This is a genomic window from Bradyrhizobium sp. CCBAU 51627 (genome assembly GCF_028128765.1).
Lineage (GTDB): Bacteria > Pseudomonadota > Alphaproteobacteria > Rhizobiales > Xanthobacteraceae > Bradyrhizobium.
This window is the reverse complement of the sequence record NZ_LBJG01000024.1, coordinates 1,376,925-1,400,518: the sequence shown is the minus strand read 5'-3', so window position 1 is coordinate 1,400,518 and position 23,594 is coordinate 1,376,925. Positions and strand designations below refer to the sequence as shown.

At 64.2% G+C, this 23,594-nt stretch carries 23 protein-coding genes; 7 read left to right on the top strand and 16 right to left on the bottom strand.

Annotated elements, in window-relative coordinates:
• Window positions 1-34 precede the first annotated feature (34 nt).
• The 4 genes from XH88_RS21400 to XH88_RS21385 are packed head-to-tail and all read right to left on the bottom strand — an operon-like array spanning window position 35 to window position 2,354.
• Window positions 35-412 (bottom strand): DUF6285 domain-containing protein, encoded by a 378-nt coding sequence (locus tag XH88_RS21400; RefSeq protein ID WP_271670217.1) that lies wholly within the window; start codon window positions 410-412, stop codon window positions 35-37.
• A 2-nt stretch (window positions 413-414) separates the two neighbouring features.
• On the bottom strand, window positions 415-1,401 hold the full coding sequence (locus XH88_RS21395) for a phosphotransferase family protein (RefSeq protein WP_271670216.1): 987 nt from the start codon (window positions 1,399-1,401) through the stop codon (window positions 415-417).
• Window positions 1,398-2,186 (bottom strand): enoyl-CoA hydratase/isomerase, encoded by a 789-nt coding sequence (locus XH88_RS21390; RefSeq protein WP_271670215.1) that lies wholly within the window; start codon window positions 2,184-2,186, stop codon window positions 1,398-1,400. The genes XH88_RS21395 and XH88_RS21390 overlap by 4 nt, the downstream gene beginning before the upstream one ends.
• A gap of 45 nt (window positions 2,187-2,231) precedes the next feature.
• Window positions 2,232-2,354, bottom strand: a complete 123-nt coding sequence (locus XH88_RS21385; RefSeq protein WP_271670214.1) for a hypothetical protein — start codon at window positions 2,352-2,354, stop codon at window positions 2,232-2,234.
• On the opposite strand from XH88_RS21385, the gene XH88_RS21380 reads away from it, so the two are divergent.
• The 3 genes from XH88_RS21380 to XH88_RS21370 all read left to right on the top strand — a co-directional run bounded on the left by XH88_RS21380 (window position 2,353) and on the right by XH88_RS21370 (window position 5,117).
• Entirely contained in the window at window positions 2,353-3,132 is a 780-nt protein-coding gene (locus XH88_RS21380; RefSeq protein WP_271670213.1) for an SDR family NAD(P)-dependent oxidoreductase, read from the top strand. The two genes, XH88_RS21385 and XH88_RS21380, sit on opposite strands and share 2 nt — an antisense overlap.
• A gap of 27 nt (window positions 3,133-3,159) precedes the next feature.
• On the top strand, window positions 3,160-3,540 hold the full coding sequence (locus XH88_RS21375; RefSeq protein WP_271670212.1) for a VOC family protein: 381 nt from the start codon (window positions 3,160-3,162) through the stop codon (window positions 3,538-3,540).
• A 299-nt stretch (window positions 3,541-3,839) separates the two neighbouring features.
• On the top strand, window positions 3,840-5,117 hold the full coding sequence (locus XH88_RS21370) for an acyl-CoA dehydrogenase family protein (RefSeq protein WP_027558632.1): 1,278 nt from the start codon (window positions 3,840-3,842) through the stop codon (window positions 5,115-5,117).
• Between the two features lie 50 nt (window positions 5,118-5,167).
• Here the strand turns inward: XH88_RS21370 and yghU are convergent, their stop codons facing one another.
• Window positions 5,168-6,043 (bottom strand): glutathione-dependent disulfide-bond oxidoreductase, encoded by an 876-nt coding sequence (gene yghU / locus XH88_RS21365; protein WP_271670211.1) that lies wholly within the window; start codon window positions 6,041-6,043, stop codon window positions 5,168-5,170.
• A 342-nt stretch (window positions 6,044-6,385) separates the two neighbouring features.
• Here yghU and XH88_RS21360 point away from each other — a divergent pair, with 342 nt between their 5' ends.
• Together XH88_RS21360 and XH88_RS21355 are read left to right on the top strand one after the other, a co-directional pair.
• The gene (locus tag XH88_RS21360; RefSeq protein WP_271670210.1) at window positions 6,386-7,519 is read left to right on the top strand and encodes a nitronate monooxygenase; all 1,134 of its coding nucleotides are present in this window, start codon (window positions 6,386-6,388) and stop codon (window positions 7,517-7,519) included.
• A gap of 113 nt (window positions 7,520-7,632) precedes the next feature.
• Window positions 7,633-9,150, top strand: coding sequence for an acetyl-CoA acetyltransferase (locus XH88_RS21355; RefSeq protein WP_271670209.1), 1,518 nt, complete (start codon window positions 7,633-7,635; stop codon window positions 9,148-9,150).
• 12 nt (window positions 9,151-9,162) lie between these two features.
• On the opposite strand, the gene XH88_RS21350 is transcribed toward XH88_RS21355, so the two are convergent.
• The 5 genes from XH88_RS21350 to ltnD all read right to left on the bottom strand — a co-directional run bounded on the left by XH88_RS21350 (window position 9,163) and on the right by ltnD (window position 15,932).
• The gene (locus XH88_RS21350) at window positions 9,163-10,857 is read right to left on the bottom strand and encodes a methyl-accepting chemotaxis protein (protein WP_271670208.1); all 1,695 of its coding nucleotides are present in this window, start codon (window positions 10,855-10,857) and stop codon (window positions 9,163-9,165) included.
• 236 nt (window positions 10,858-11,093) lie between these two features.
• Window positions 11,094-12,785, bottom strand: a complete 1,692-nt coding sequence (locus XH88_RS21345; protein ID WP_271670207.1) for a methyl-accepting chemotaxis protein — start codon at window positions 12,783-12,785, stop codon at window positions 11,094-11,096.
• Window positions 12,786-12,944: 159 nt separating this feature from the next.
• Complete coding sequence (otnK, locus tag XH88_RS21340) at window positions 12,945-14,222, bottom strand: 3-oxo-tetronate kinase (protein WP_271670206.1); 1,278 nt, start codon at window positions 14,220-14,222, stop codon at window positions 12,945-12,947.
• The gene (otnI, locus tag XH88_RS21335) at window positions 14,219-15,001 is read right to left on the bottom strand and encodes a 2-oxo-tetronate isomerase (RefSeq protein ID WP_271670205.1); all 783 of its coding nucleotides are present in this window, start codon (window positions 14,999-15,001) and stop codon (window positions 14,219-14,221) included. Before otnI ends, otnK begins: the two co-directional genes overlap by 4 nt.
• 13 nt (window positions 15,002-15,014) lie before the next feature.
• A complete protein-coding gene (gene ltnD / locus XH88_RS21330; protein WP_271670204.1) occupies window positions 15,015-15,932 on the bottom strand; it encodes an L-threonate dehydrogenase in 918 nt (305 codons plus the stop codon).
• Between the two features lie 103 nt (window positions 15,933-16,035).
• Between ltnD and otnC the strand changes: the two genes are divergently transcribed.
• Window positions 16,036-16,722, top strand: a complete 687-nt coding sequence (otnC, locus tag XH88_RS21325; RefSeq protein WP_271670203.1) for a 3-oxo-tetronate 4-phosphate decarboxylase — start codon at window positions 16,036-16,038, stop codon at window positions 16,720-16,722.
• Between the two features lie 178 nt (window positions 16,723-16,900).
• Here otnC and XH88_RS21320 read toward each other — a convergent pair whose 3' ends face one another.
• From XH88_RS21320 to XH88_RS21295, 6 genes are all read right to left on the bottom strand, one after another.
• The gene (locus tag XH88_RS21320; protein ID WP_271670202.1) at window positions 16,901-17,605 is read right to left on the bottom strand and encodes an ABC transporter ATP-binding protein; all 705 of its coding nucleotides are present in this window, start codon (window positions 17,603-17,605) and stop codon (window positions 16,901-16,903) included.
• Window positions 17,589-18,320 (bottom strand): ABC transporter ATP-binding protein, encoded by a 732-nt coding sequence (locus tag XH88_RS21315; RefSeq protein ID WP_271670201.1) that lies wholly within the window; start codon window positions 18,318-18,320, stop codon window positions 17,589-17,591. Before XH88_RS21315 ends, XH88_RS21320 begins: the two co-directional genes overlap by 17 nt.
• Window positions 18,317-19,300 (bottom strand): branched-chain amino acid ABC transporter permease, encoded by a 984-nt coding sequence (locus XH88_RS21310; protein ID WP_271670200.1) that lies wholly within the window; start codon window positions 19,298-19,300, stop codon window positions 18,317-18,319. Before XH88_RS21310 ends, XH88_RS21315 begins: the two co-directional genes overlap by 4 nt.
• Window positions 19,300-20,178 (bottom strand): branched-chain amino acid ABC transporter permease, encoded by an 879-nt coding sequence (locus XH88_RS21305; protein ID WP_092296099.1) that lies wholly within the window; start codon window positions 20,176-20,178, stop codon window positions 19,300-19,302. The genes XH88_RS21310 and XH88_RS21305 overlap by 1 nt, the downstream gene beginning before the upstream one ends.
• A 194-nt stretch (window positions 20,179-20,372) precedes the next feature.
• Window positions 20,373-21,617, bottom strand: a complete 1,245-nt coding sequence (locus XH88_RS21300) for an ABC transporter substrate-binding protein (protein ID WP_271670199.1) — start codon at window positions 21,615-21,617, stop codon at window positions 20,373-20,375.
• 89 nt (window positions 21,618-21,706) lie between these two features.
• A complete protein-coding gene (locus XH88_RS21295; RefSeq protein WP_271670198.1) occupies window positions 21,707-22,522 on the bottom strand; it encodes a putative hydro-lyase in 816 nt (271 codons plus the stop codon).
• A 119-nt stretch (window positions 22,523-22,641) separates the two neighbouring features.
• On the opposite strand from XH88_RS21295, the gene XH88_RS21290 reads away from it, so the two are divergent.
• Window positions 22,642-23,559 carry a LysR family transcriptional regulator gene (locus XH88_RS21290; protein WP_271670197.1) on the top strand — a complete coding sequence of 306 codons (918 nt, stop codon included), beginning with the start codon at window positions 22,642-22,644 and terminating at the stop codon, window positions 23,557-23,559.
• Window positions 23,560-23,594: the final 35 nt, after the last annotated feature.

The following is a 23,594-nucleotide window of genomic DNA, read 5'->3' as shown; positions in this document are numbered from 1 at the left end:
GTCGCAAGAGCTCCTCGCAATGACGAGGAGACAGCTACCCGCCCCGCCCCAGCTCCCGCTTGTAGGACCCATAGTTCGGCTGATCGACTGCGAGCTTGTCCATGGTGGTGGCCCAGAGATGCTCGGCAAGACCGGGCGTCGCGAGATCAACCTCGCCCTTGGCGATCCGCTCGGCGAGCACGCGATTGAGATCGACCACAGATCCGTCGATACCAAGCAGCGCGCGCAGGCGCGCTACCTCCCTCGCATCGCTCGCCTCTTCCAGCGTCAGCTGCCGCGCGACGAGATCGAGGATGTTGATGGCGACGCGCAGCTTGAAAGCCTGATGGCCGGAGATCAGCGGCGCGATGTCATTGCGGAGGAAATCGCCGACCGCTCTGGTCAGCTCGATCGGCGTCGGTTCATCCTGCATGCCTAACCTCCCCGCGGCGCCAGCAGCCGCAACAGATCGATCTCGGTTTCGCTGGCGCGGCGACCAATCATGGCGCGCTCCATCGAATGGTCAGGCCCCTGGCGAAACCGCTGCATCATGCCGCCGCACATGATGCCCCAACGCAGCGTCCCCATCACTTCCCAGAATTTTACGCGTTCAGGATCAACCCTGCGGCCAGCGGCCTCATAGCCGGCGAGCAGCTCCTCACGCGAACCAAAGCCGCCGACGGGCTTGTCGATCTCGCCGAAGCGCCAGGAGTTGACGCAGACCCAGCCGAGATCCTCCATGGGGTCACCGAGATGAGCGAGCTCCCAGTCGAGCACGGCGCGGACGCCTTCGGCGCCGATGATGAGGTTGCCGTTGCGGAAATCGCCATGCACCAGCGTGGTCTCGCCGGAGGGGCCGGGATCGTGGTCGCGCAGCCACCGCAGCGCCAGCTCGAACACGGGCTTCGGCCAGTTCAGGCTGCGATAGTCGCGCTCGAACTCGGAGATCTCTTGGGTCGCGCCGCGGCTGCGCAGCTCGGGCAATTGGTCCAGCGCCAATCGATGAAGAGCTGCGAGAATGCCACCGATCTGCCCCGCGAGACGCGGGCGCACCGCTGCGAACTCATCATCGCGAAGAATCTTGCGCGCGATGGTCTCACCCTCGACGCGCTGCATGATGAAACCGGTGCCGAGATCATCCTCCGGTGTCAGCACATGCATCACGCGTGGCGACGGCACGCCCGCGTCATAAGCGAGCTGCATTAACCGCGCTTCGGCTGCAAGGCCGGCCGCGCGCGTCGGGGCCGCGCCGTAGCCCTTCGGCGAGCGGCGCAGGATCGCGCCGATCGGCCCGTCGGGATGTGTTATATCGAACCGCCAGGTTTCCTGACTGGCGCCGCCCGACAATTTGGCCGCGCCGGTGACGCCGGTCGCGCCCGGGCACCAGCGCGTAACGCTGCGTGAAAGTTCCGCCTCGATCATTTGCCTTTGAACTGCGCGGGCCGCTTCTCCAGGAACGCGCCGACGCCCTCGCGGAAGTCCTGGGTATCGCCGGCGCGGAGCTGACACTGGAATTCGAGATTGAGCTGATCCTCGAAGGAGTTTTCCGGGCTGTCCCAGTAGAGCTTGCGGATCAGCGATAGTGCGACCGTCGGACCGCTGGCGAGCTCGCGCGCGAGCTTCATCGCCTCTTCCATCAGCACGCCGTCATCATAGACGCGGTTGACGAGGCCCCATTCCAGCGCCTTCTCGGCCGGCAGGCGCTCGCCCATCAGCGACAATTCGATCGAGCGCGCGCGGCCGATGAGGCGCGGCAAGAGCCAGGTCGAGCCGCAATCCGGCACCAGGCCGATGCGGCGGAAGGCCTGCAGGAAGTACGAGGAACGCGCGCACAAAATCATGTCGCCGAGCAGCGCGAAGCTCATGCCCGCGCCGGCGGCCGGGCCGTTCACCGCAGTGACAATCGGACAGTGCAGATTGCGGATGCGGCGCAGGAACGGATGAAAGCCGGTCTCGAGCGTCAGGCCGGCCTTGGTCTTCTTCGATTGGTTGTTGCGCCCTTGCAAATTCGCGCCCGTGCAGAACGCGCGGCCCGCGCCGGTCAGCACGACGCAGCGCACCTCGTCCTTCTTCTCCTCGATCGCATCGAGCGCCTCGGCAAGACCGCCCAGCATGTCAACGGAGACTGCGTTCATCACCTCCTGATGGTCGAGCTTGAGAATTGCGACCAAGCCATCGAAATCGAGCGTGACGTGTTTGAACTGCATGGTTTCCTCGTGCGTTGCGGCCCGCGTCAGTTTCGCAGGCCGGAATTAATTTTGCCGGGGCGCATATTTGATTTTTGGCACGGTCTTGTCCATGGTGATCGGCGTATAGCAGGCAATCTTGTGCGCAGCGGCTGGTGCGCCGCGCACCAGGAAGAGGAAATGTGCCATGAATCTCTTCGACCTCTCCGGCCGCGTCGCCGTGATCACCGGCGGCAATGGCGGCATCGGACTTGGCATTGCACAGGCGCTCGCGGGCCAGGGCTGTAACGTCTCGATCTGGGGCCGCAATGCCGACAAGAACAAGGCAGCTGCCGCAAGCATGGCGGGGCTGTCAGGCAAGGTCGATATACGCGTCTGCGACGTCACCGATCCCGCCTCGGTCAATGCGGCGATGAAGGCGACCCTCGACATTTTCGGCCGGGTCGACGGCTGCTTCGCCAACGCCGGCATCGGCGGCGGCGGCCGCAGGTCCTTCATCGAGCGCACCGAGGAGGAATGGCGCACGATGTTTGCGACCAATCTCGACGGCGTGTTCCACGCTTTTCAAGCGGCCGCAAAGCACATGACCGAGCGCGCCAATGCCGGCGATCCTTTCGGCCGGCTGGTCGCGACCTCGAGCCTCGCCTCGATCTTCGGCACCGCCCGCAACGAGCATTATGCTGCGACCAAGGCCGCGATCAACGCGCTGGTGCGCGCGCTCGGCGTCGAGCTCGCCCGCCACGGCGTCACCGCCAATGCGATCCTGCCCGGCTGGATCAAGAGCGATATGACGGCGGGTCTGATGGCCAACGAAAAATTCGTCGCCAACGTGATGCCGCGGATTCCGATGCGCCGCTTCGGCGAGGCATCCGATTTCGGCGGCATCGCGGTGTACCTGATGAGCAAGGCGTCGTCGTATCACACCGCGGATACGTTCGTGATCGACGGCGGCTATACGGCGTTTTGATTTCGACAACCATTAAAGGAGGGGCAAATGTTCTCACATGTCATGATCGGCACCAACGACCTCGACAAGGCCAAGACCTTCTACGACAAGCTGCTCGGCACGCTCGAGGTGCGGCCGGCCAGGGTCGACGGCCACCGCATCTTCTACATCACCAAGACCGGCGTGTTCTCGGTGTCGAAGCCGATCAACGGCGAACCGGCGACGTGCGCGAACGGCGGCACCATCGGCTTTGCTGCCAACTCGCCGGAGCAGGTCGAGGCGTGGCATGCGGCCGGCATCGCAGCCGGCGGCACTTCGATCGAAGATCCGCCCGGTGTGCGCGAAGGTTCGGGCGTGAAGCTGTATCTCGCCTATTTGCGTGACCTCGACGGCAACAAGATCTGTGCGATGCACCGGATGCCGAACTGATTCCGCTGCAACCACCGCTGTCATGCCCCGGCTTGTCCGGGGCATCCAGTACGCCGCTGCTTCTCGATTCAATCATCGCTGTCTCTGGAATACTGGATCGCCCGGTCTTCGCCGGGCGATGACAGCGGAGTATGAGGCGGGCGCCTACCGCCTTCTCCAGCACCATTCAAACAACATTTCAAACGCCTTCGCGATATTCCATCGCATGGCATGGCTCGCGCGAAAATGCACGCTCGCACTTTCGCCGCGCTGCGACTATTCTTGCGTAGAGAACGATCTCAGCGACCCCGGGAGGAACAATGACAAAGCACGCCTACATTCCCCGCACCACCAACTACACGCTCAATCCCGGCGACGAGCTCAATGATCTGCGCATGTCGGACCAGGTTCGGCCGCTTTATGATCACGTCAAGAAGTTCATCCGCGACACCGTGGAACCGATGTCGATCGAATTTGCCAAGGCCGGCGAAGGCAAGGAGGATCGCTGGAGCTTCACGCCGAAGCAGCTCGAGGTGCTGGAGAAGGCGAAGAACAAGGCCAAGCAGGAGGGCTTGTGGAACTTCTTCCTGCCCGATGACGAGACCGGCCAGGGCCTGAAGAACCTCGACTATGCCTATATCGCCGCCGAGCTCGGCAAGAGCCCGTTGGCGTCGGAAACAATGAATTGCTCGGCGCCCGACACCGGCAACATGGAGGTGCTGGAGCGCGTCGGCACCAAGGAGCAGAAGGAGAAGTGGCTCAAGCCGCTGCTCAACGGCGAGATCCGCTCGGCCTATGTCATGACCGAGCCGAATGTCGCCTCCTCCGACGCCAAGAACATTTCGACGACCGCAAAGCTTGTCGGCGACGAGTGGGTGATCAACGGCGAGAAGTACTACATCTCCGGTCTCGGCGATCCACGCTGCAAGATCCTCATCGTGATGGTGAAGACCAATCCGGATGCGGCCCCGAGCAAGCAGCAGTCGCAGATCCTGGTGCCGCGCGACACGCCCGGCGTCGAAGTGCTCGGGCCGATGTACGTGTTCGGCCAGGACCACGCCCCGCGCGGCCACATGCACATGCGCTTCAACAATGTCCGGGTGCCGAAGGAGAACATGTTGCTTGGCGAAGGCCGCGGCTTCGAGATCTCGCAGCTTCGCCTCGGCCCGGGCCGCATCCATCACTGCATGCGCACCATCGGCAAGGCCGAGAAGGCGCTCGATCTGATGGTGCAGCGCGGCCTCACCCGCGAAGCCTTCGGCAAGAAGATCGCCCATCTCGGCGGCAACATGCAGATCATCGCGCAGGCCCGCTGCGAGATCGAGGCGATGCGGCTGATGGTGCTGAAGGCCGCCAAGGCGATGGACGTGCTCGGCAACAAGGAGGCCCGCGTCTGGGTCTCCATGGTCAAGGCCATGGTGCCCGAGCGCGCCTGCAAGATCATCGACCAGGCGATCCAGATGCACGGTGCCACCGGCATCTCGCACTGGACCCCGCTGGCCGAGATGTACCAGGACGTCCGTCACCTGCGCTTTGCCGACGGTCCGGACGAGGTGCACTGGATGGTGGTGGGCCGCCACGAACTGAGCATGGCGTAGCCTCTCCCTTTCACCTCTCCCCGCAAGCGGGGAGAGGTGAAGCAGGAGACCTAAGTCGCCGGCGCGAGCTTGTCCTGGGTCTTGGTCTCGAAGTCACTCGCGTCGTGGCGCTCGTGGAGCTGGCTGGCGGGATCGCCGGAGACGCGGTTGACCATGCGGCCGCGCTTTACGGCGGGACGCTGCGCGATCTGGTCGGTCCAGCGCTGGACATTCTTGTAGTCCTGCACCGACAAAAACTCGCCGGCGCCGTAGACGAGCCCCTTGGCGAGCGCGCCGTACCACGGCCACACCGCCATGTCGGCGATCGTGTACTCCTTGCCCGCGAGATATTCGTTGTCGGCCAGGCGACGGTCGAGCACGTCGAGCTGGCGCTTGACCTCCATCGCGAAGCGGTCGATGGCGTATTCGATCTTGAACGGCGCATAGGCGTAGAAATGGCCGAAGCCGCCGCCGAGATAAGGCGCACTGCCCATCTGCCAGAACAGCCAGGACATCGCCTCGGTGCGGGTCTTGATGTCCTTGGGCAGGAAGGCGGCGAACTTCTCGGCGAGGTAGAACAGGATCGATCCGGATTCGAACACACGGACCGGCTCCGGGCCCGAGCGATCCATCAGCGCCGGGATTTTCGAGTTCGGATTGATGTCGACAAAGCCGCTGCCGAACTGGTCGCCATTGCCTATTCTGATCAGCCAGGCGTCATACTCTGCGCCCTTGTGACCGAGCGCCAGCAGCTCCTCCAGCATGACCGTGACTTTCACCCCGTTCGGCGTCGCCAGCGAATACAGCTGGAGGGGGTGCTTGCCGACCGGCAGCTCCTTGTCGTGGGTCGCGCCGGCGATCGGTCGGTTGATGTTGGCGAACTGACCGCCATTCTCCTTGTTCCAGGTCCAGACTTTGGGCGGCACGTAGGCGGGGGCGTCGGTCATGCGAAGGGCTCCGGCGGAAAGATGCGCCTGCATTAATTAGCCCGCGAAGAGCCGATGGCAAGCCCCGCCGGCCCTGCGTCCGACGCGGGCCTCGGCGCGGTGTCATGCATCCGAGTTAGCCCGTCGCCACCCCGCGGGGCTGGTGGTCCGGCCGCACTGGCCGACCTGTCTTGAGGCTCTCAACTATCTTCTGCAGCAGAGTGGTTCGTCCACGAGGCAACGCCTGCGCGCAAGATGCTCGTCCAAATCCGGCGTGGCATCACGGGCAACGAAGGGCTAGCGTCGAACGGTCCACGCAACGCAAAACAAGAAGACCAACCCGAAGGGCGCAGGGAGAGAAACATGAAATCGCCGATCTGCGACATGCTGGGGATCGAGTTCCCACTGCTCGCCTTCAGCCACTGCCGCGATGTCGTTGCCGCCGTCAGCCGCGCCGGCGGCTTTGGCGTGCTCGGCGCCACCGTGCATACGCCCGATACGCTCGAACGCGAGCTGCAATGGATCGACGCGCATGTTGATGGCAAGCCCTATGGCATCGACGTGCTCATCCCTGAAAATATCGCGACGTCTGGCGAAAAAGACGTGACCTGGAGGAGCCTGGAAGCGCGCGTGCCGCAGGAGCACCGCAAATACACCAGGGATCTGCTGAAGAAGTACGATATCGAGCTGACGACCACCGAGGTCGCCGCTGACCAGCCGCAGCCGTTCGATGCCAAGACGGCGCTGGAGCTGCTCGAAGTGTCCTTCAATCATCCGATCCGATTGATCGCGAATGCGCTCGGCGTGCCGCCGAGGGCGATGATCGAGATGGGCAAGAAGCACAACGTGCCGGTTGCCGCCCTCGTCGGCGCCAAGGAGCACGCGCTGCGCCAGGTCGCGGCCGGTGTCGACATCCTCGTGGTGCAGGGCACCGAGGCCGGCGGGCATTGCGGCGAGGTCTCCACCATGGTGCTGGTGCCGGAGGTGATCAAGGCGATCAAGAAGGTCCGTGACGTGCCGGTGCTCGCAGCCGGCGGCATCATGACCGGCCGGCAGATGGCTGCGTGCATGGCGATGGGCGCGGCCGGCGCCTGGACCGGCTCGGTGTGGCTTGCCACCGTCGAGTCCGAGACCAGCGAGATCTTCCGCGAGAAGATGATCGCGGCGTCCTCGCGCGATGCGGTCCGCTCGAAAGGGCGGACCGGAAAACCGGCGCGGCAGCTCCGCTCGGTCTGGACCGACGCCTGGGACCGCGCGCCGGAAAGCCCCGGCGCGCTGCCAATGCCGCTTCAGAGCATCATCAGCCGGGATGCCTTCAACTCGATCGATCGCGCAGCAGCGAGCGGCAATGCCAGGGCGCGCGATCTCGTCAGCTATTTCGTCGGCCAGGGCGTCGGACTGATCGACAGCGTGAAGTCGGCCGGCGCCGTGGTGCAGGAGTTCAAAGAAGAGTTTGCCGAAGCCGTCGAACACATGAATGCGCTGGTGGCGGAGTAGGCCCTCCTGTCATTGCGAGCGCAGCGAAGCAATCCAGACTGCCTCTGCGGAAAGATTCTGGATTGCTTCGCTGTGCTCGCAATGACGCAACAACTGACATCGTGAATTAAAGAATGACCGACAAGACCAACACCCCTGAAGACCGCATCCCCGTCATCGTCGGCATCGGCGAGATCGTCGACCGCCCGAAGGAGATCACCGAGGGCCTCGAACCGCTCGATCTCCTCGAACAGGCGCTGCAGCGCGCCGAACAAGATGCCGGCGCAAAGCTGCTCGGCGAGATCCAGTCGCTCGACGTCGTCAACTTCCTGAGCTGGCGTTATCGCGATCCGGAAAAGCTGCTGGCGCAACGCCTCGGGATCCAGCCTGCGCATTGCTATTACGGTCCGGTCGGCGGCGAGACCCCGATCCGCTATATCCATGAGGCGGCAAAACGCATCGCACGAGGCGAATGCACGGTGGCGGCGGTCTGCGGCGCCGAAGCGCAATCGACGGTGACCAAGGCCGAGCGCGCAGGCGTCAAGCTGCCATGGACACCCTTCGCGCACGATGTCGCGGAGCCGAAGCGCGGTGCGGCGTTTCAGAAGCCGCTCGCCGTGAAACTTGGCGTGTTCCGCCCTGTCACGGTCTATCCATTCTACGAGGCCGCCTCCTCCGCGCATTGGGGCCAGACGCCGCGCGAGTCCATGGCGGAGTCAGGAACGCTGTGGTCGCGCTATTCGGAGGTGGCCGCCAAAAATCCCAATGCCTGGCTGAAGCGGCGCTATGCGCCGGAGGAGATCACGACGCCGACGGCGGACAACCGCCTGATCGCGTGGCCCTACAACAAGCTCATGGTGGCCAACCCAAGCGTCAACATGGGTGGCGCGCTGCTGCTCACCAGCCTTGCCAAGGCGCGCGCGCTCGGCATCGCGGCGGGCAAGCTGGTCTTTCCGCTCGGCGGCGCCTCGGCCGAGGACCCGCCCGACTATCTCCTGCGCGACCAGTTCTATGAGAGCCATCCGCAGAACGCGGTTTTGAGAGCCGTGATGGACATCGCCGGCGGCAGCGGCAAAAAATTCGATGCGATCGAGCTCTATAGCTGCTTCCCCTGCGTGCCGAAAATGGCGCGGCGGACGCTGGGCCTTTCCGCCGACGTACAGCCCACCGGGACCGGCGGCCTCACCTTCTTCGGCGCGCCGCTCAACAGCTACATGACCCACGCGACCTGCGCGATGGTGCGGCGCTTGCGCGAGGGCGCCGGGCTCGGCCTGCTCTACGGCCAGGGCGGCTTCGTGACCAAGCATCACGCGCTGGTGGTGTCGAAGGCGGCGCCGCGTGAGACGATGGCGCAGGGGACGAACGTGCAAGGCGAGGCCGACCGCAACAAGCGAGCGGTGCCGGAGTTCGTCACGGAAGCATCGGGCAAGGGGAAGGTCGAGAGCTTCACGGTGCTCTATGGCCGTGGCGGCGAGGTCGAGCACGGCGTGGTGATGCTGCGCACCGAGGATGATCGGCGCACGCTTGGGCGGATTCCTGCGGGTGATCGTGCGACGCTGGCGCGATTGCTCGACATGAACCGCACGCCGGTGGGTTCGCTCGGCGAGATCGCGATGGCCGCCGATGGCGTGCCGGAGTGGCGGGTGGCGTAACGACGTCGCGTTTCAGGCGGCGCGGACCGAGCTCAGGAACTTGCCGACCTCGAGCTTGAGGCGATTGGAGTCGCGGGACAGCATCTGTGCGGCCGACAGCACCTGAGACGAAGCCGACCCGGTCTCTGCGGCGCCGCGCTGAACGTCACCGACATTCGACGACACCTGCTGGGTACCCTGGGCGGCCTGCTGCACGTTGCGGGCGATCTCCTGAGTGGCCGCGCCCTGCTGCTCCACGGCCGCAGCGATCGCCGAGGAGATCTCCGACAAGCGCGCAATGGTGCCGCTGATTTCGCTGATGGCGCTCACCGACTCCTGCGTTGCGGACTGGATGCCGCCGACCTGCTGGCCGATCTCGCCGGTGGCCTTGGCGGTCTGCTCGGCGAGCGCCTTCACCTCGGAAGCAACGACGGCGAAACCACGACCGGCCTCGCCCGCACGCGCCGCTTCGATGGTGGCGTTCAGCGCCAGGAGGTTGGTCTGGCCGGCGATGGCGTTGATGAGCTCAACGACGTCGCCAATTCGCGCGGCGGCCCGGGACAACTCGCTGACACGGTCGGTGGTGGCGTGGGCCTGCTTGACCGCTTCGCTCGCGATCCGGGATGAATCCTGGACCTGCCGGCTGATCTCACGCACCGACGATGACATCTCCTCGGCGGCCGTCGCCACCGAATGAACGTTGGCGGAAGCTTCTTCGGAGCCTGCCGCGACCGCGACCGACAATTCCTGTGCGCCGCCCGCGGTCGACGACAAGGTCGAAGCCGAGGCCTCAAGTTCGGTCGCGGCCGACGAGACGGTCTCGACTATCTCGCCGATTGCAGCCTCAAAGCCGTTGGCGAGCTTCGTCATGTCGGCTTTGCGCTGGGCCTCGGCACGGCGCTGCACCGCCTGCACCTCGTCACGGCTGAAGCGGATGATGGTCTGCACGGTCTGCAGGTTGCGCAGCGCCTCGCCAACCTCGTCGTCGCGCTCAATGACGATGCGATTGTCGAGCTTGTCCTGGACCAGGTTGACCAGGGTATCGTTGAGGTGCTGCATCGGCCCCTGGATCGCCCGCACGGTCGCAAGGCCGGCGAAACCGACGATGCCCGTGCCCGCGACGGCCAGCAGCGACAGGATCAGACCGGCCGAACCACCGGCGGACAGCACCCCGACGACAGCGAGCGCCAACATGAACAGCGTCTGCAGCGCCATCATCGTCACGAGGCGCGCCTTCAGCGTCCTGGTGAATATGGCGAAGCCGTCGAGCCAGGAGCGGCGTCGGATGATGCCGCCGTCGATTCGATAGTCATGCGACCTGTTCTCGCGGATCGCTGCGTAAACCTGTTCGGCGAGCTTGCGCTGATCGGCCGGCAGCTTGGTCCGGATCGAGGTGTAACCCTTGACCTGGCCGTTCTCGCGGATCGGCGAAGCCGTCGCCAGCACCCAGTAGAAGTCGCCGTTCTTGCGGCGGTTCTTCACCGCGCCGAGCCACGGCTTGCCGGCCTTCAGCGTGTCCCAGAGATTGTCGAATGCCTCCGGCGGCATATCGGGGTGACGGACGATGTTGTGCGGCTGACCCACCAATTCCGCCGACGAGAAGCCGGCGGCCGCGATGAAATCATCGTTGAAATAGGTGAGCTTGCCTTTGAGATCGGTGCGCGAGACGATCAGCGTCTCGTCACTCACGGGATATTCGACGTCGTTGACAGGAAAATTCTTGCGCATTTGAGCCCCAAAATGAATTGACTACGAACTCATTCCAATTCGGACGGCCGCTTTTCGAGTCGTCTGTTGCAATTCTTGTAAAGCGAATTTAACTATCAATGAAACTGGCCCACCGTAGGTTTACGGGTAAATCTATATGATGCTACCTGTAAGCGACATCGGGCTACCGGTGGCACAAAAGAAATGAGCGGCGCTGGGAGCGCCGCTCATCCTTTTTGCGCCAAATGTTCGACAGCCTACGCAGCGCGGACATTGGTCAGGAATTTGCTGACCTCGGTCTTGAGCCGGCTCGAATCGTTCGAGAGCATCTGGGCCGCCGACAATACCTGAGAGGAGGCCGTGCCGGTCTCGGTCGCGCCGCGCTGCACGTCGACGATGTTGGAAGAGACCTGCTGCGTGCCATGGGCTGCCTGCTGCACGTTGCGAGCGATTTCCTGAGTCGCAGCACCCTGCTCTTCCACCGCGGCCGCGATGGCCGAGGAGATTTCCGAGAGCCGCTCGATGGTCGAGGAGATCTCCTTGATCGCGCCGACCGAGTCGTTGGTCGCCGCCTGGATGCCGGAAATCTGCTGGCCGATCTCGCCGGTCGCCTTCGCGGTCTGCTCAGCGAGCGCCTTCACTTCGGAGGCCACCACGGCGAAGCCGCGGCCGGCTTCGCCGGCGCGGGCTGCCTCGATGGTGGCATTCAGCGCGAGCAGGTTGGTCTGCCCGGCGATGGTGTTGATCAGCTCGACGACGTCACCGATACGCGAAGCAGCCCTCGAGAGCTCGCTGACGCGCTCGGTGGTGACGCGGGCCTGACCGACGGCGTCGCCGGCCATCCGCGCCGATTCCTGCACCTGGCGGCTGATCTCGCCGACCGACGATGCCATCTCCTCCGTGGCCGAAGCCACCGACTGAACGTTGGTCGAAGCTTCCTCCGACGCGCCGGCAACGGTGGTCGCCAATCTCTGCGAGCGGTCGGCAGTCGACGTCAGCGTCGAGGCGGAGGCCTCTAGCTGGGTGGAGGCCGACGACACAGTCTGGACAATCTCGCCGATCATCGTTTCGAATTCGCGAGTGATGTTGTCGACGCGGCGGCCGCGCTCGATCTTGGCTTCGGCGTCGGCCGCGGCGGCTTCGTCGGCAGCCTTCTTGGCGATCAGTGCCTGCTTGAAGATCTGGAGCACGTCGGCCATGGCGCCGATCTCCGTCTTCTCGCCGCGATGCGGGACCTCGGCGGACAGGTCGCCCTCGCCCAGCGCCTGCATCGGCAGGGTAATGGAGTTGATACCGCTGGAGACGTCGCGGACCAGATAGAAGCCGACGCCGAGGCCCGAGACGATGGCGGCGCCAAGGATGGTCGCGACCAACAGGAGCGCGTCGTAGTAGGTGTCGGCGGCGTCCGCAGCGGCACGATTGCCGCCACGATTGTTGAGCTCGATGGCCTTCTGCAAGACTTCATCGGACTTCAGGCCGATCTTGTTGACCGTCTTGGAATTCAGCTCGTGGGCTTGGTGGGGGACCTTGCCGAACTCCATGCGCGACTTCTCCATGACCTCCTCGACACCCCTCTGGTATTCGGCCCATAGCCTGGACCATTCGGTGTAGAGTGCGCGCTCCTCGGGCGAGACGATCATCGCTTCGTAGCTCTTGCGCGCCTTGACCAGGGCCTCGGTAACCGTCACCGCCGTCTGCTCGTTGTCGAGCTTTTCGTCGAGGGTCTCGGCAAGCATGTGCTCGCGCACCACGTTGCGGTACGTAATGACAGCCGCCCTGAGGTCGCCGAGCACGCGCACGCTCGGCATCCAGTTCGTGGTAATGTCGACCGTATTGGCATTGATGGCTCGCATCTTCATGACGGCGAGCACACCCATGCCGGCCATTGCGAGCAGCAGGAACGCCACGACACTGATGATCTTGGCACGGATGGAGGTCTTGGCGAACATGGTCGGGTCTCGTTGTGCTGGCGCGGGCTCGCGTATGGGGACGTACGAATCCCCCCAAGGACGCAGCACCGACGTCAAAGCATCTGGGCAGATGTCGACTGCGACCGAGCGGGTACGGAACCCCAAAGTAGTGAACAGGCGCCTAAGAAGGCCCTGCGTTCAGCGCATGAGCCTGACCGCGTCCGAGAAAAACTCGGGACCGCCGAAATTTCCGGACTTCAGGGCAAGCAACATCTCGCCCGCCTCGGCGCCGACTGCGCGCAAAACCGGCACGCCGGCCGCGATTTCCGCTCCTACGAGAAATCCAGGAATCCTTAACCGATCAACGACGGCACCGGACGTCTCGCCACCGGCGACGACCAATCGTCGCACGCCCGAGCTCACGAGAGTTTCGGCAATATCTGCCATCGTCTGCTCGATGGCGTGGCCGGCTGCGTCGCGACCATGGCGCGCCTGGAGTGCGGCGACCTGATCAGGTGTCGCGCTCGACGCAATCAACACCGGCCCATCGGCGAGGCGCGGTCGCGCCCAGTCCATTGCTTGCTGCACTTCACCCGCCCCCGTAAGAATACGGTCTGAATCCAGACGAAGCACCGGCATAACTCGTTCGGCGTTGGCGATCTGCTGCAGGGTGGCCTGCGAGCAACTTCCCGCAAGACACGCCACCTGTCCGCCGACAGCGGCCCCCTGCTCGCTGCCCATGGCGGCCGACTTGACCTTGCCGGTCGAAACCAGCGCGCGCGCGAGCCCGAGGCCGATGCCGGATGCGCCGACCGACAGCCGGTGATCGGCGGCGACGAGGCCGATGGTCTCGAGATCTCGGTCGAACACGGCGTCGATGATGGCCGCGCCGATGCCCTTGCCCGCAAGCTCGGCCAGCCGCACCCGAACGGCGTCCGTGCCGCGGGTGACGGTGGCGAGGTCGACGAGGCCGATCCGGGTTTTGCTCTGCCGCGCCAGCACGCGCACCAGGTTGGAATCGTGCATCGGGTTGAGCGGATGGTCCTTCAACGGGCTCTCGTTCAGCGGTACGGCGCCGACGAAGAGGTTGCCCTGGTAGAGGGTGCGGCCGGTCTCGGGAAAGGCCGGCGTCACCAGCACGATGGCCTCGCCGCAATCGGCGCGTAGCGCGTCCATCACCGGCCCGATATTGCCAGCGTCGGTGGAATCGAAGGTCGAGCAGATCTTGAACAGCACATGGCGCGCGCCGCGGCCGCGCAGCCATGTCTCGGCCGCGCGTGAGCGCGAAACCGCAAGTCCCGCCGCAATCGAGCGGCTCTTCAGCGACACCACGACAGCGTCGACCTCGGGCAGCCCCAGATCGTCCGCGGGCACGCCGATCGTCTGGACGGTACGCAGGCCTGCGCGCGTCAGCGTGTTGGCGAGATCGGAGGCGCCGGTGTAATCGTCGGCGATGCAGCCCAAGGCAAGGGTCACGGTCTCACTCCCGCATAGGGCTTGAACCAGGCAAGACCGTCGGTGGTCTTGCCGCGCGGATTGTATTCGCAGCCGACGAAACCGGCATAGCCGAGCCGGTCGAGCTCGTCGAACAGGAACGGATAGTTCAGCTCCTCATCATCGGGCTCGTTGCGCGAGGGAATGCTGGCGATCTGGATGTGGCCGATGATCGGCATCATCTCGCGCAGCCGCATGGTGACGTCGCCATGAATGATCTGGCAGTGATAGATGTCGAACTGGAGCTTCAGGTTCGGAAGCCGCAACTCCTGGATCAGGTCGCGAGCGAAATCGAAATCGTTGAGGAAGTAGCCGGGCACGTTGCGGGCGTTGATCGGCTCGATCACCACGTCGATGCCGTGCGGCGCGAAGAATTCCGCGGCCCATGCCACCGATTTATAGAAGGCCTCGATCGCAACGCGCTCGCTGCGATTGGCGATTCCGGCCATCAAATGCAGCCGCTTGACGCCGGTGGCCTTTGCATAAGGCAGCGCCGTCTCCAGGCTCGCCTTGAGATCGGAGAAACGCGACGGCAGCGCTGCAAAGCCCTTCTCGCCGGCATTCCAGTCGCCCGGCGGCAGGTTGAACAGCGCCTGCGTCAGGCCGTTGCGCTTGAGCCGCTCGCCGACCGCTTCGACCGGATGGTCGTAAGGGAAGAGAAATTCGACCGCGGTGAAGCCAGCCTGGGCGGCCGCGTCGAACCTGTCGAGGAATGGCACCTCTGTGAACATCATGGAGAGATTGGCGGCAAAACGGGGCATCGGGAATCCTCTTCTACTTGTCGCCCGGCAGCTTGACGCCTGTGACCTGCGCATACATGCGCGCCACGGACGCATCATCATCGCGGCCCATGCCGGCAGCCGATGTCATCAGGAACATCTGGAGGGCCGCGGCAGAGACCGGCACGGGGAATCTGGCGCTGCGCGCCATGTCCTGGATGATGCCGAGGTCCTTGACGAAGATCTCCACTGCACTGCGCGGCGTGTAGTCGCCATCGAGCACATGCGGCATGCGGTTCTCGAACATCCATGAATTGCCGGCAGAGGCCGTGATCACCTCATAGACCTTGCGGATGTCGAGACCCTGCTTGGCCGCGAACGCCATCGCCTCGCTGGCAGCGGCGATATGCACGCCGGCCAGCAACTGGTTGATCATCTTGAAGGCGGCGCCCTGGCCGGCGGCATCGCCGAGCTCGTACAGCTTTGCGGCCATGGCATCGAGGGCGGGGCGCGCTTTCGCAAAAGCAGCCGGGCTGCCTGAAGCGAGGATCGTCAGCTCGCCTTGGGCCGCCCGCTGCGCGCCGCCGGAGATCGGCGCATCCAGGTAATGCCGGCCGGTCGTTTCCAACTGTTTCGCGAGGCGCCGGGCGACGTCGGGATCCATGGTGGCGGATGAGATGAAGACACCATCCTTCGGGAGGGTCTCGGCGACACCGTCCTTCCCGAACAGGATCGCTTCGGTCTGGGCGGCATTGACGACGACGCTGACGACGATGTCGGCATCCTTGGCGGCTTCGGCCGGCGTCCTCGCGCCGGTGCCGCCCTCCTTCACAAAACGCGCGACGGCGTCCGCCGAAACGTCGCAGCCGGTCACGGCGTGGCCGGCACGCTTCAGCGATGTCGCCATGCCGTATCCCATCGAGCCAAGCCCGATGACCGCGATGCGCTGATTTGGTGACGTGGAGGCGGACATGCAACTAACCCTTGCGAACGTTTCCTGGACGGCCGGCCTTTGCGACGGCTTGATCTCGAATAACACGGCTTGGCCGCGCTGCCAAAGCGTGAGACAAGCGGGCATGACGGCCATGAGAACTGAAACGAGCAACGAGACAAGGCTGCGCGAGGATATCTGCCGGTTCGGACGGTCCCTGTTCGAGCGTGGGCTGACGCCGGGCTCCTCCGGCAACATCAGCGTCAGGCTGGATGGCGGCGGCTGGCTGGTGACGCCGACCAACGCCTCGCTCGGCTTCCTTGATCCCGCGAAATTGTCCCGGTTGGACGAGCAGGGCCGGCTGGTGTCGGGCGATGCGCCGACCAAGGAAGTTCCCCTGCACACCGCGCTCTATGACACCCGCGGCAACGCACGCGCGATCGTGCATCTGCATTCCACGCATTCGGTCGCACTCTCGATGCTGCCTGAGATCGACCCGCGCGCCGTGCTGCCGCCGATGACGGCCTATTACCTGATGAAATGCGGCGCCACCGCGCTCGTGCCGTATTACCGCCCTGGCGATCCGGCGGTCGCGGGTGCGATCAAGGGGCTGGCCGGGAAATATTCATCCGTGCTGCTTGCCAATCATGGCCCTGTTGTCGCCGGCGACACGCTGGAAGCGGCGGTTTTCGCGACAGAGGAGCTGGAGGAGACGGCAAAGCTGTATCTGCTGCTGCGCGGGATGAACCCGCGGTATCTGTCGCCGGAGCAGGTCACGGCTCTGGTGAAGGTGTTCGGGGTGACGCTGCCGGAGCATGGGCACGAGCACTGAGTGTTGCTGCAGAGTGCACCAGCGCCCCTCACCCACCGCTGTCATTCCCCGCGAAGGCGGGGAATCCAGTACACCGCGGCTTCTCTGTATATCTCTTACGTCTCGGAGTACTGGATCGCCCGATCAAGTCGGGCGATGACACCGAATCGGTTGCGCGAGCGTACCCAACAGTTGAGGCCTACAGCCCCAGATACGCCTTCCTCACGTCGGGATTGCCCTTGATCTCCGCAGCCGGGCCCTGCATCAGCACGCGGCCGGTTTGCAGAATGTAGGCGCGGTCGGCGATCTCGAGGCACTCGGCCATGCGCTGCTCCACGATCAGCACCGTCATGCCGGCATCGCGAATGCGCAGCACCGCCTGGAAAATCTCGTCGACGAGTTTAGGCATGATGCCCTGCGAAGGCTCGTCCAGCATCAACAGCCGCGGGCGCGTCATCAGCGCGCGACCGATCGCCAGCATCTGCTGCTCGCCGCCGGAGAGCGTCTCTGCGCGCTGCTCGAGACGTTCGGACAGGCGCGGAAAAAGCTCGAAGACAAGCTCCAGCGGCCCCTCGCGATCGGCCTCGCCGCGATAGAGAAAGCTGCCGAGGCGCAGATTGTCGCGCACCGACAGGCGCGGAAACAGCCGGCGATTCTCCGGTACATAGGCGATGCCGGCCGCCGTGATGTGGTGCTGCGCCATGCCGTTGAGCCGCTTGCCGTCGAACGTCACGGTGCCCGAGCGCGGACGCTCGGCACCGGCGATCGACTTCAGCAACGTCGACTTGCCGGCCCCGTTGGCACCGGCAACACAGACGATCTCGCCCTTGGTGACCTCGATGCTGACCGCGGAGATCGCGACCAGGCCCTGATAGGCGGTCGTGACTTCATGCACCGACAGCATGACGATCTCCCAGATATGCCTTGATCACCTTGGGATCGCGGACGACATCAGATGGCTTGCCCTCGACCAGGACCTTGCCGAGGTCGAGCACGATGGCGCGATCGACCAGCGGCATGACGATCTCCATGACGTGCTCGACCATCAGCACGGTGATGCCGGCATCGCGGACTTTTCGCACCAACGCCACGCCGGTCTGCGCCTCGGTCGGCGTGAGGCCGGTGAGGACTTCATCGAGCAGCAGCAATTTCGGTTCGGTCGCAAGCGCACGGGCCACTTCGAGGCGGCGCTTCTCGGCCGGCACGAGGTCGCTTGCGAGCACGCCGGCGCGGGGAGCAAGGCCGGTGAACTCCAGCACCTCATACGCCTTGCGGCGCGCCTCGCGCATCACCGTGTTGCGCACCAGCGCGCCAACGATGACGTTGTCGATCACAGTCATGGTCTCGAAGCTCTTGACCACCTGGAAGGTGCGACCGACGCCGCGCTGGCACCGCTCGGCCGCGGGCATGTGGGTGACATCCTCGCCGTCGAACCAGATCGAGCCCTGCGTCGGCGGCAGGACGCCGGCGATCAAATTGAACAGCGTCGACTTGCCCGCGCCGTTGGGCCCGATCAGTCCGACGATCTCGCCGCGGCCGACGGAGATCGAGACATCGCTGTTGGCGATGAGACCGCCGAAGCGCTGCCAGACGCCGCGGGTTTCAAGGAGCGCGGTCATCGCGTAGCTCCCTTCGCTTTCGAACGGGAGAACAAGCTGACCAGTCCCTGCGGCAGCGCCAGCGCGATCAAGACGATCAACGTGCCGTAAACGATGAGATCGACGCCGCGGCCGGAGCCGCCGATAAAGGAGCGCGTCAGCTCCGTCATCGGGATCAGGATGGCCGCTCCAAGCACGGGGCCCCAGAGTGTGCCGATGCCGCCGAGCACGGCCGGCAACGCCATCAAAAGCGAGAACTGGAAGCCCATCACGCTCTCGGGATCGATATAAGCGAGAAACTGCGCATAGAAGGCGCCGCCGATGGCGACCAGGAAGGCGGAGACGGCTGCCGCGCCCATCTTGGAATTGAACACGACGACGCCGAGGCTCTCGGCCGCTTCCGGGTTGTCCTTCACCGCGCGCCACCAGAATCCCCATTTGGAGTCCTCAAGCCACCAGGTGACGAACCAGGCGAGGCAGCACAGCGCCAACGCGAAATAGAAGTACGGCAGCTTGCTGCGCATGAACTGGAATTTCAGCCAGCTGTCGCCGCGCACGGGAATGGTGATGCCCATCGCTGCCCCCGCCCACTCCCAGTTCTGGAACAGCAGCAGCCCGATCTCGGCAATCACGATCGTCGCAATCACGAAGTAATGGCCACGCAGCCGGAAGAAGGGATAGCCGAGTCCCATCGCAATCACAGCCGCAATCGCGCCGCCGGCGAGCATGCCGAACCAGGGCAACACGCCGAACTTGGTGAACAGGAGCTCGGTGGTGTAGGCGCCGATGCCGAAATAGAGTGCGTGACCGAGCGAGATCTGCCCGCAATAACCGGACAGAATGTTCCAGCTCTGCGACAGCGCCGCATACATCAGCGTCAGGATCAGGATGTTCTGGACGTAGACATCCTTCACGAATAGCGGGGCAAGCGCTGCGAGTGCAGCCAGTACCGCGGCGACGATCAGATCGCGGCGGCGCCGCGCGGCAAAATTCCTGTCCATCACATCGACCCGAACAGGCCACGCGGCCGGATGAAGACGACGAGCAGGTAAACCGCATAGATGCCGACCGACTTCAGCGAGGGCGGCAGCATCAAAGCGGTCATCGCCTCGACCAGGCCGACGATGATGCCGCCGGCAAAGGCTCCGAACACGCTGCCGAAGCCACCGAGCGCCACGGTGACATAGGCAATCAGCGCGAAGGACGCACCAACATCGGGATATATGTAGAAGAACACCGCCATGATCGCGCCGGCGAGGCCGACCAGCCCGGCGCCGAGACCCCAGCCGAAGGCGAACACGCGGTTCTTGTCGATGCCGACCAGTGCGACCGCGCCGGGATCTTCACGGGTGGCTTCCAGCGCGCGGCCGAAGTCGGTGCGGTGAATGAAGAAATAGAGGCCGGCAAACGCAGCGATCGAGACCAGCGCGCCGACCAGTTGCGGCTCCGGCAGGAAGATGCCGGCAAACGAGATGGTTTTGCCGCCGAGCCAGGACTGCGGAATGCTGCGATAGTCGGGCGTGAAGAAAAACTGTGCCAGGCCGCGCAAGACGATGGCCAGGCCGAACGTGGTGAAGATCTGCACCATACCGGCATTGGTCTTGGCCCGCATCGCAAAGCGTACAATCAATAGGTAGATTACCGCTCCGAACACGAACATCGCCGCGGCGACCAGCGGCGCCGAGAGCAAGGGGTCGATGGCGAAGAACGTGAACAGGAAGAACGACACGTACATCGCGATCATCAGGAACTCGCCATGGGCGAAGTTCGTGACGTCCATCAGGCCGAAGATCAGCGCGAGGCCGACCGCGATCAATCCGTAGAGAAGGCCCATGAGAAGGCCGCTCGCGAGACTCTGGATAATGGCTTGGGCTGTCATTGTATCGTCCCCCGAGATTCGCTCAGAATGAGAGCCGAAGCTACCTCCTCCGTCATTGCGAGGAGCCCTTGCGACGAAGCAATCCAGAGTGTCCCCGTGGATACATTTCTGGATTGCTTCGCTTCGCTCGCAATGACGTCGCGGGGAGGCAGCTCGATTGGCTAGACTGCCAAGGTGCTTGGTTCCTGCCCCGCTTACTTCATCGGCCAGATCGCTTCCGCGATCGCGGCCTGCGGCGGGAAGATGGTGACGAACTTGCCGCCGACATATTGCAGCAGTACCGGGTCGGCGTCGTTGTTCTGGCCCATCTCGTCGAACTTGACGCGCTTCCAGGGCATGATGGTCTGCTCGCCCGGGATGTCGGTTGCGGCGAGCGCATCGCGGATCTTCTCGCCGTCAGTCGACTTGGCACGGCTGATGGCATCCGCCAGAATGATCAGGCCCATGAACTGGCGCGAGGTGAGGTCGTTGAAATCCTTGCCCGAACGGGCCTTGAACATCTCGTTGATCTTGCCGACCATCGGGCGCTTCTGCGCGAGATCCAGCGAGAAGGTGCCGCGCGAGATCACGCCTTCGAGCTTGTCGCCGACGGCATCATAGAGCGCCTTCTCGGAGAAGCCGGCGTCCTGCGCCACGATCGCGTTCGGCTTGTAGCCGAGCTCGGCCATGGTCTTGACCAGCAGAATGCCGTCGGTGGTGTAGCTCGAAGGCATCAGCACATCGGCGTTGGCGGTCTTGAGCTGCTGCACCTCGGCCGAGAGCGAGGGCGAGTTGGCGCGGTACTTGATGTCGGTGACGATCTTGTAGCCGCGTTCGCTGGCGATCTTGGTCTGGGCATTGCCGGAATCGGTGCCGAAGATCGTATCTTCGTGGAACAGCGACAGCGTCTCGATCTTGGTGCCCTTTTTCTTCATGGCGTCGAAGAAGTCGAACATTGCCGCCGAATACATCTCGTCATGCGGGGCGGCGCGGAAGTAATATTTGAGGCCGCGGCGATGCAGGCTGGGCGAGGAGTTGTCGGCCGAGACGAACGGGATCTGGTAGCGCTCGCAGATCTGGCTGACGGTGACGGCAACCGCGCTCTGGTAGGTGCCGATGATGGCGCAGACCTTCTCCTGCGTGATCAGGCGCTCGGCTTCGGCGCGGCCCTTCTGCGGATCGGCCTGGTGGTCGGCGAAGACAAGACGGATCTTGGCGCCGCCGAGGCCGGGCAGGCCCTCGCCCTTCGCCAGCGGCAGGTCGAAATCGGCGCTCTTGTTGATGACCTCGAGCGCGGTCTCATAGGCCTTCTGCGCGTCGACGCCCTGCTGCGCACTGCCGCCGGAGAACGGATAGATCACGCCGATCACGACTTCGGAGCTCTGGGCCCGCGCCGCTAGCGGCACCAGCGCGGCAGTGGCGGTGGCTCCCAGCAGCACGTCGCGGCGAGTGATTGTCATGGCAAAGTCCCCTGTTCCTGAATTTCGGCTGATCGAATGAAGCGATTGGTGGATGCGGTAAAGCTCGAAGAAGCAGCAGACGCTGCCCACTAAATCACGGCCATGGCCCTGTTCTTGAGATCCGTCACCAGCATCAGGCCGGGCGAATGCGTGATCGCGAACGGAAGTTTTGCGGCATTGATCACCGATTGCGGCGTCACGCCGCAGGCCCAGAACACCGGGATCTCGTCGTCGGCGACAGGCACGGGATCACCATAGTCGGGCTTGGCAATATCCTTGATGCCGATCAGATGCGGATGACCGAGATGCACGGGCGCGCCGTGCACGGCCGGATAGCGAGAGGTGATCTGCACCGCGCGGATCGCATCGGCCGGCTTGAACGGGCGCATCGAGACGACCATCGGTCCCGCGAACGGACCCGACACGCCGCAGGCGATGTTGGTGCGGTACATCGGCACGCGCACGTTCTGCTCGATATGCCGGATCGGCATGCCCTCCTCGAGCAGAGCCTCTTCAAACGAAAACGAGCAGCCGAGCACGAAGGTCACGAGGTCGTCGCGCCAGTAGCTGGTGATGTCGGTGGGCTCATCGACGACTTCGCCATCGCGCCACACGCGGTAGCGCGGCACATCGGTGCGAATGTCGAGATCGGCGCCGAGCGCGGGAATGTGCGGGCTGCCCACATCCGACATACCGATGATCGGGCACGGTTTCGGATTGAGCTGACAGAAGCGGTGAAAGGCGCTGGCGTATTCCGCCGGCAGGATCGCCAGATTGCCCTGGACGAAGCCGGGGGCAACCCCGGCGGTCGAGCCGACCTGGCCGCTGCGGTAGGCGAGCCGCGCCTGGCGGCTGGGGAGCGTGTCAGGCGTTTCAGTTTGCTGCGCTGCCACCAAAACAGTCATGCGATCGACCTGCCTATAAACTCGACAAAGACAGCCAACACCAAGCGTGCTATAAAGTCTAATCTTCCTTTCTAATCGATATCGATAAATTCATTTTATCGATTTGGAACATCCTTCCAATGCTGGACTTCAGATCGATCGAAACCTTCCTCTGGGTTGTGAAGCTTGGCAGCTTCCGCGGCGCGGCAGCACGGCTCAATACGACCCAGCCGGCGATCTCCCAGCGCATCGCCCAGCTCGAACGCGAGATGGGCGTGAAGCTCCTGAACCGCGATCACCGCGTAGCGTCGCCCACCCCGAGCGGACGGCAGATGATGGTCTATGCGGAAAAACTGATCGGCCTCCGCGCCGCGATGATGGCGGAGATCGGCGACCGTTCGGCGATGCGCGGCGTGATGCGGCTCGGTGTTGCGGAAACCATCGTGCACACCTGGCTCCCGCGACTGGTGAAGAGTGTGAACGAGGTCTACCCGAACCTGTCGCTGGAGATCGAAGTCGACATCACGCCGAACCTCACCGCACGGCTGCTTGCGCAGGAGATCGAGCTGGCCTTCGTGGTCGGGCCGCTGTCGGCCTCCGGCGTGCACAACCGCGTGCTCGCCGATTATCCGATCGGCTTTCTCGCGAGCCCCTCACTCGGGCTCGGCGACGGCCCGGCGACGCTCTCCAATCTCGCGCGGTTTCCGATCATCACCTTCCCGCGCAAGACCAAGCCTTACGAGGCCGTGCGCGAGGTGTTCGACCGCCCTGAGCTGCCGCCGATCCGCCTGCATGCCTCCGCTTCGCTGGCCACCGTCATCCACATGGCGGTCGAGGGGCTCGGCATTGCCGTGATCCCCGATGCCATCGTCGAGAACGAGCTCGCCGACGGCCGACTGCAACTGCTCGACACCGATCTCGCGATCGCCCCGCTGACCTTCACCGCAAGCTGGCTCGCCTCGCCCGACGTCGTCGCGGTGGAGCGCGTCGCCGAGCTGGCACGGCAGATTGCGCAGAGCAGCCTCGCGGTTGACGCGGCCGCAGCGGCGCGTCATTGAGAAAGGCGCCGGACAACCTTCAACGTCAATCCGGG

Bases quoted from the DNA above. Each gene is read 5' to 3' on its own strand.
- XH88_RS21355 (WP_271670209.1), top strand. From the start codon at position 7,633: ATGACCGACAAGACCAACACCCCTGAAGACCGCATCCCCGTCATCGTC.
- XH88_RS21300 (WP_271670199.1), bottom strand. From the start codon at position 21,617: ATGACAATCACTCGCCGCGACGTGCTGCTGGGAGCCACCGCCACTGCC.
- XH88_RS21380 (WP_271670213.1), top strand. From the start codon at position 2,353: ATGAATCTCTTCGACCTCTCCGGCCGCGTCGCCGTGATCACCGGCGGC.
- XH88_RS21320 (WP_271670202.1), bottom strand. From the start codon at position 17,605: ATGCTGTCGGTGCATGAAGTCACGACCGCCTATCAGGGCCTGGTCGCG.
- XH88_RS21290 (WP_271670197.1), top strand. From the start codon at position 22,642: ATGCTGGACTTCAGATCGATCGAAACCTTCCTCTGGGTTGTGAAGCTT.
- XH88_RS21360 (WP_271670210.1), top strand. From the start codon at position 6,386: ATGAAATCGCCGATCTGCGACATGCTGGGGATCGAGTTCCCACTGCTC.
- XH88_RS21370 (WP_027558632.1), top strand. From the start codon at position 3,840: ATGACAAAGCACGCCTACATTCCCCGCACCACCAACTACACGCTCAAT.
- XH88_RS21305 (WP_092296099.1), bottom strand. From the start codon at position 20,178: ATGACAGCCCAAGCCATTATCCAGAGTCTCGCGAGCGGCCTTCTCATG.
- XH88_RS21315 (WP_271670201.1), bottom strand. From the start codon at position 18,320: ATGACCGCGCTCCTTGAAACCCGCGGCGTCTGGCAGCGCTTCGGCGGT.
- otnC (WP_271670203.1), top strand. From the start codon at position 16,036: ATGACGGCCATGAGAACTGAAACGAGCAACGAGACAAGGCTGCGCGAG.
- ltnD (WP_271670204.1), bottom strand. From the start codon at position 15,932: ATGTCCGCCTCCACGTCACCAAATCAGCGCATCGCGGTCATCGGGCTT.
- XH88_RS21295 (WP_271670198.1), bottom strand. From the start codon at position 22,522: ATGACTGTTTTGGTGGCAGCGCAGCAAACTGAAACGCCTGACACGCTC.
- XH88_RS21375 (WP_271670212.1), top strand. From the start codon at position 3,160: ATGTTCTCACATGTCATGATCGGCACCAACGACCTCGACAAGGCCAAG.
- XH88_RS21400 (WP_271670217.1), bottom strand. From the start codon at position 412: ATGCAGGATGAACCGACGCCGATCGAGCTGACCAGAGCGGTCGGCGAT.
- yghU (WP_271670211.1), bottom strand. From the start codon at position 6,043: ATGACCGACGCCCCCGCCTACGTGCCGCCCAAAGTCTGGACCTGGAAC.
- XH88_RS21395 (WP_271670216.1), bottom strand. From the start codon at position 1,401: ATGATCGAGGCGGAACTTTCACGCAGCGTTACGCGCTGGTGCCCGGGC.
- XH88_RS21350 (WP_271670208.1), bottom strand. From the start codon at position 10,857: ATGCGCAAGAATTTTCCTGTCAACGACGTCGAATATCCCGTGAGTGAC.
- XH88_RS21345 (WP_271670207.1), bottom strand. From the start codon at position 12,785: ATGTTCGCCAAGACCTCCATCCGTGCCAAGATCATCAGTGTCGTGGCG.
- XH88_RS21310 (WP_271670200.1), bottom strand. From the start codon at position 19,300: ATGGACAGGAATTTTGCCGCGCGGCGCCGCCGCGATCTGATCGTCGCC.
- XH88_RS21385 (WP_271670214.1), bottom strand. From the start codon at position 2,354: ATGGCACATTTCCTCTTCCTGGTGCGCGGCGCACCAGCCGCTGCGCAC.
- otnI (WP_271670205.1), bottom strand. From the start codon at position 15,001: ATGCCCCGTTTTGCCGCCAATCTCTCCATGATGTTCACAGAGGTGCCA.
- XH88_RS21390 (WP_271670215.1), bottom strand. From the start codon at position 2,186: ATGCAGTTCAAACACGTCACGCTCGATTTCGATGGCTTGGTCGCAATT.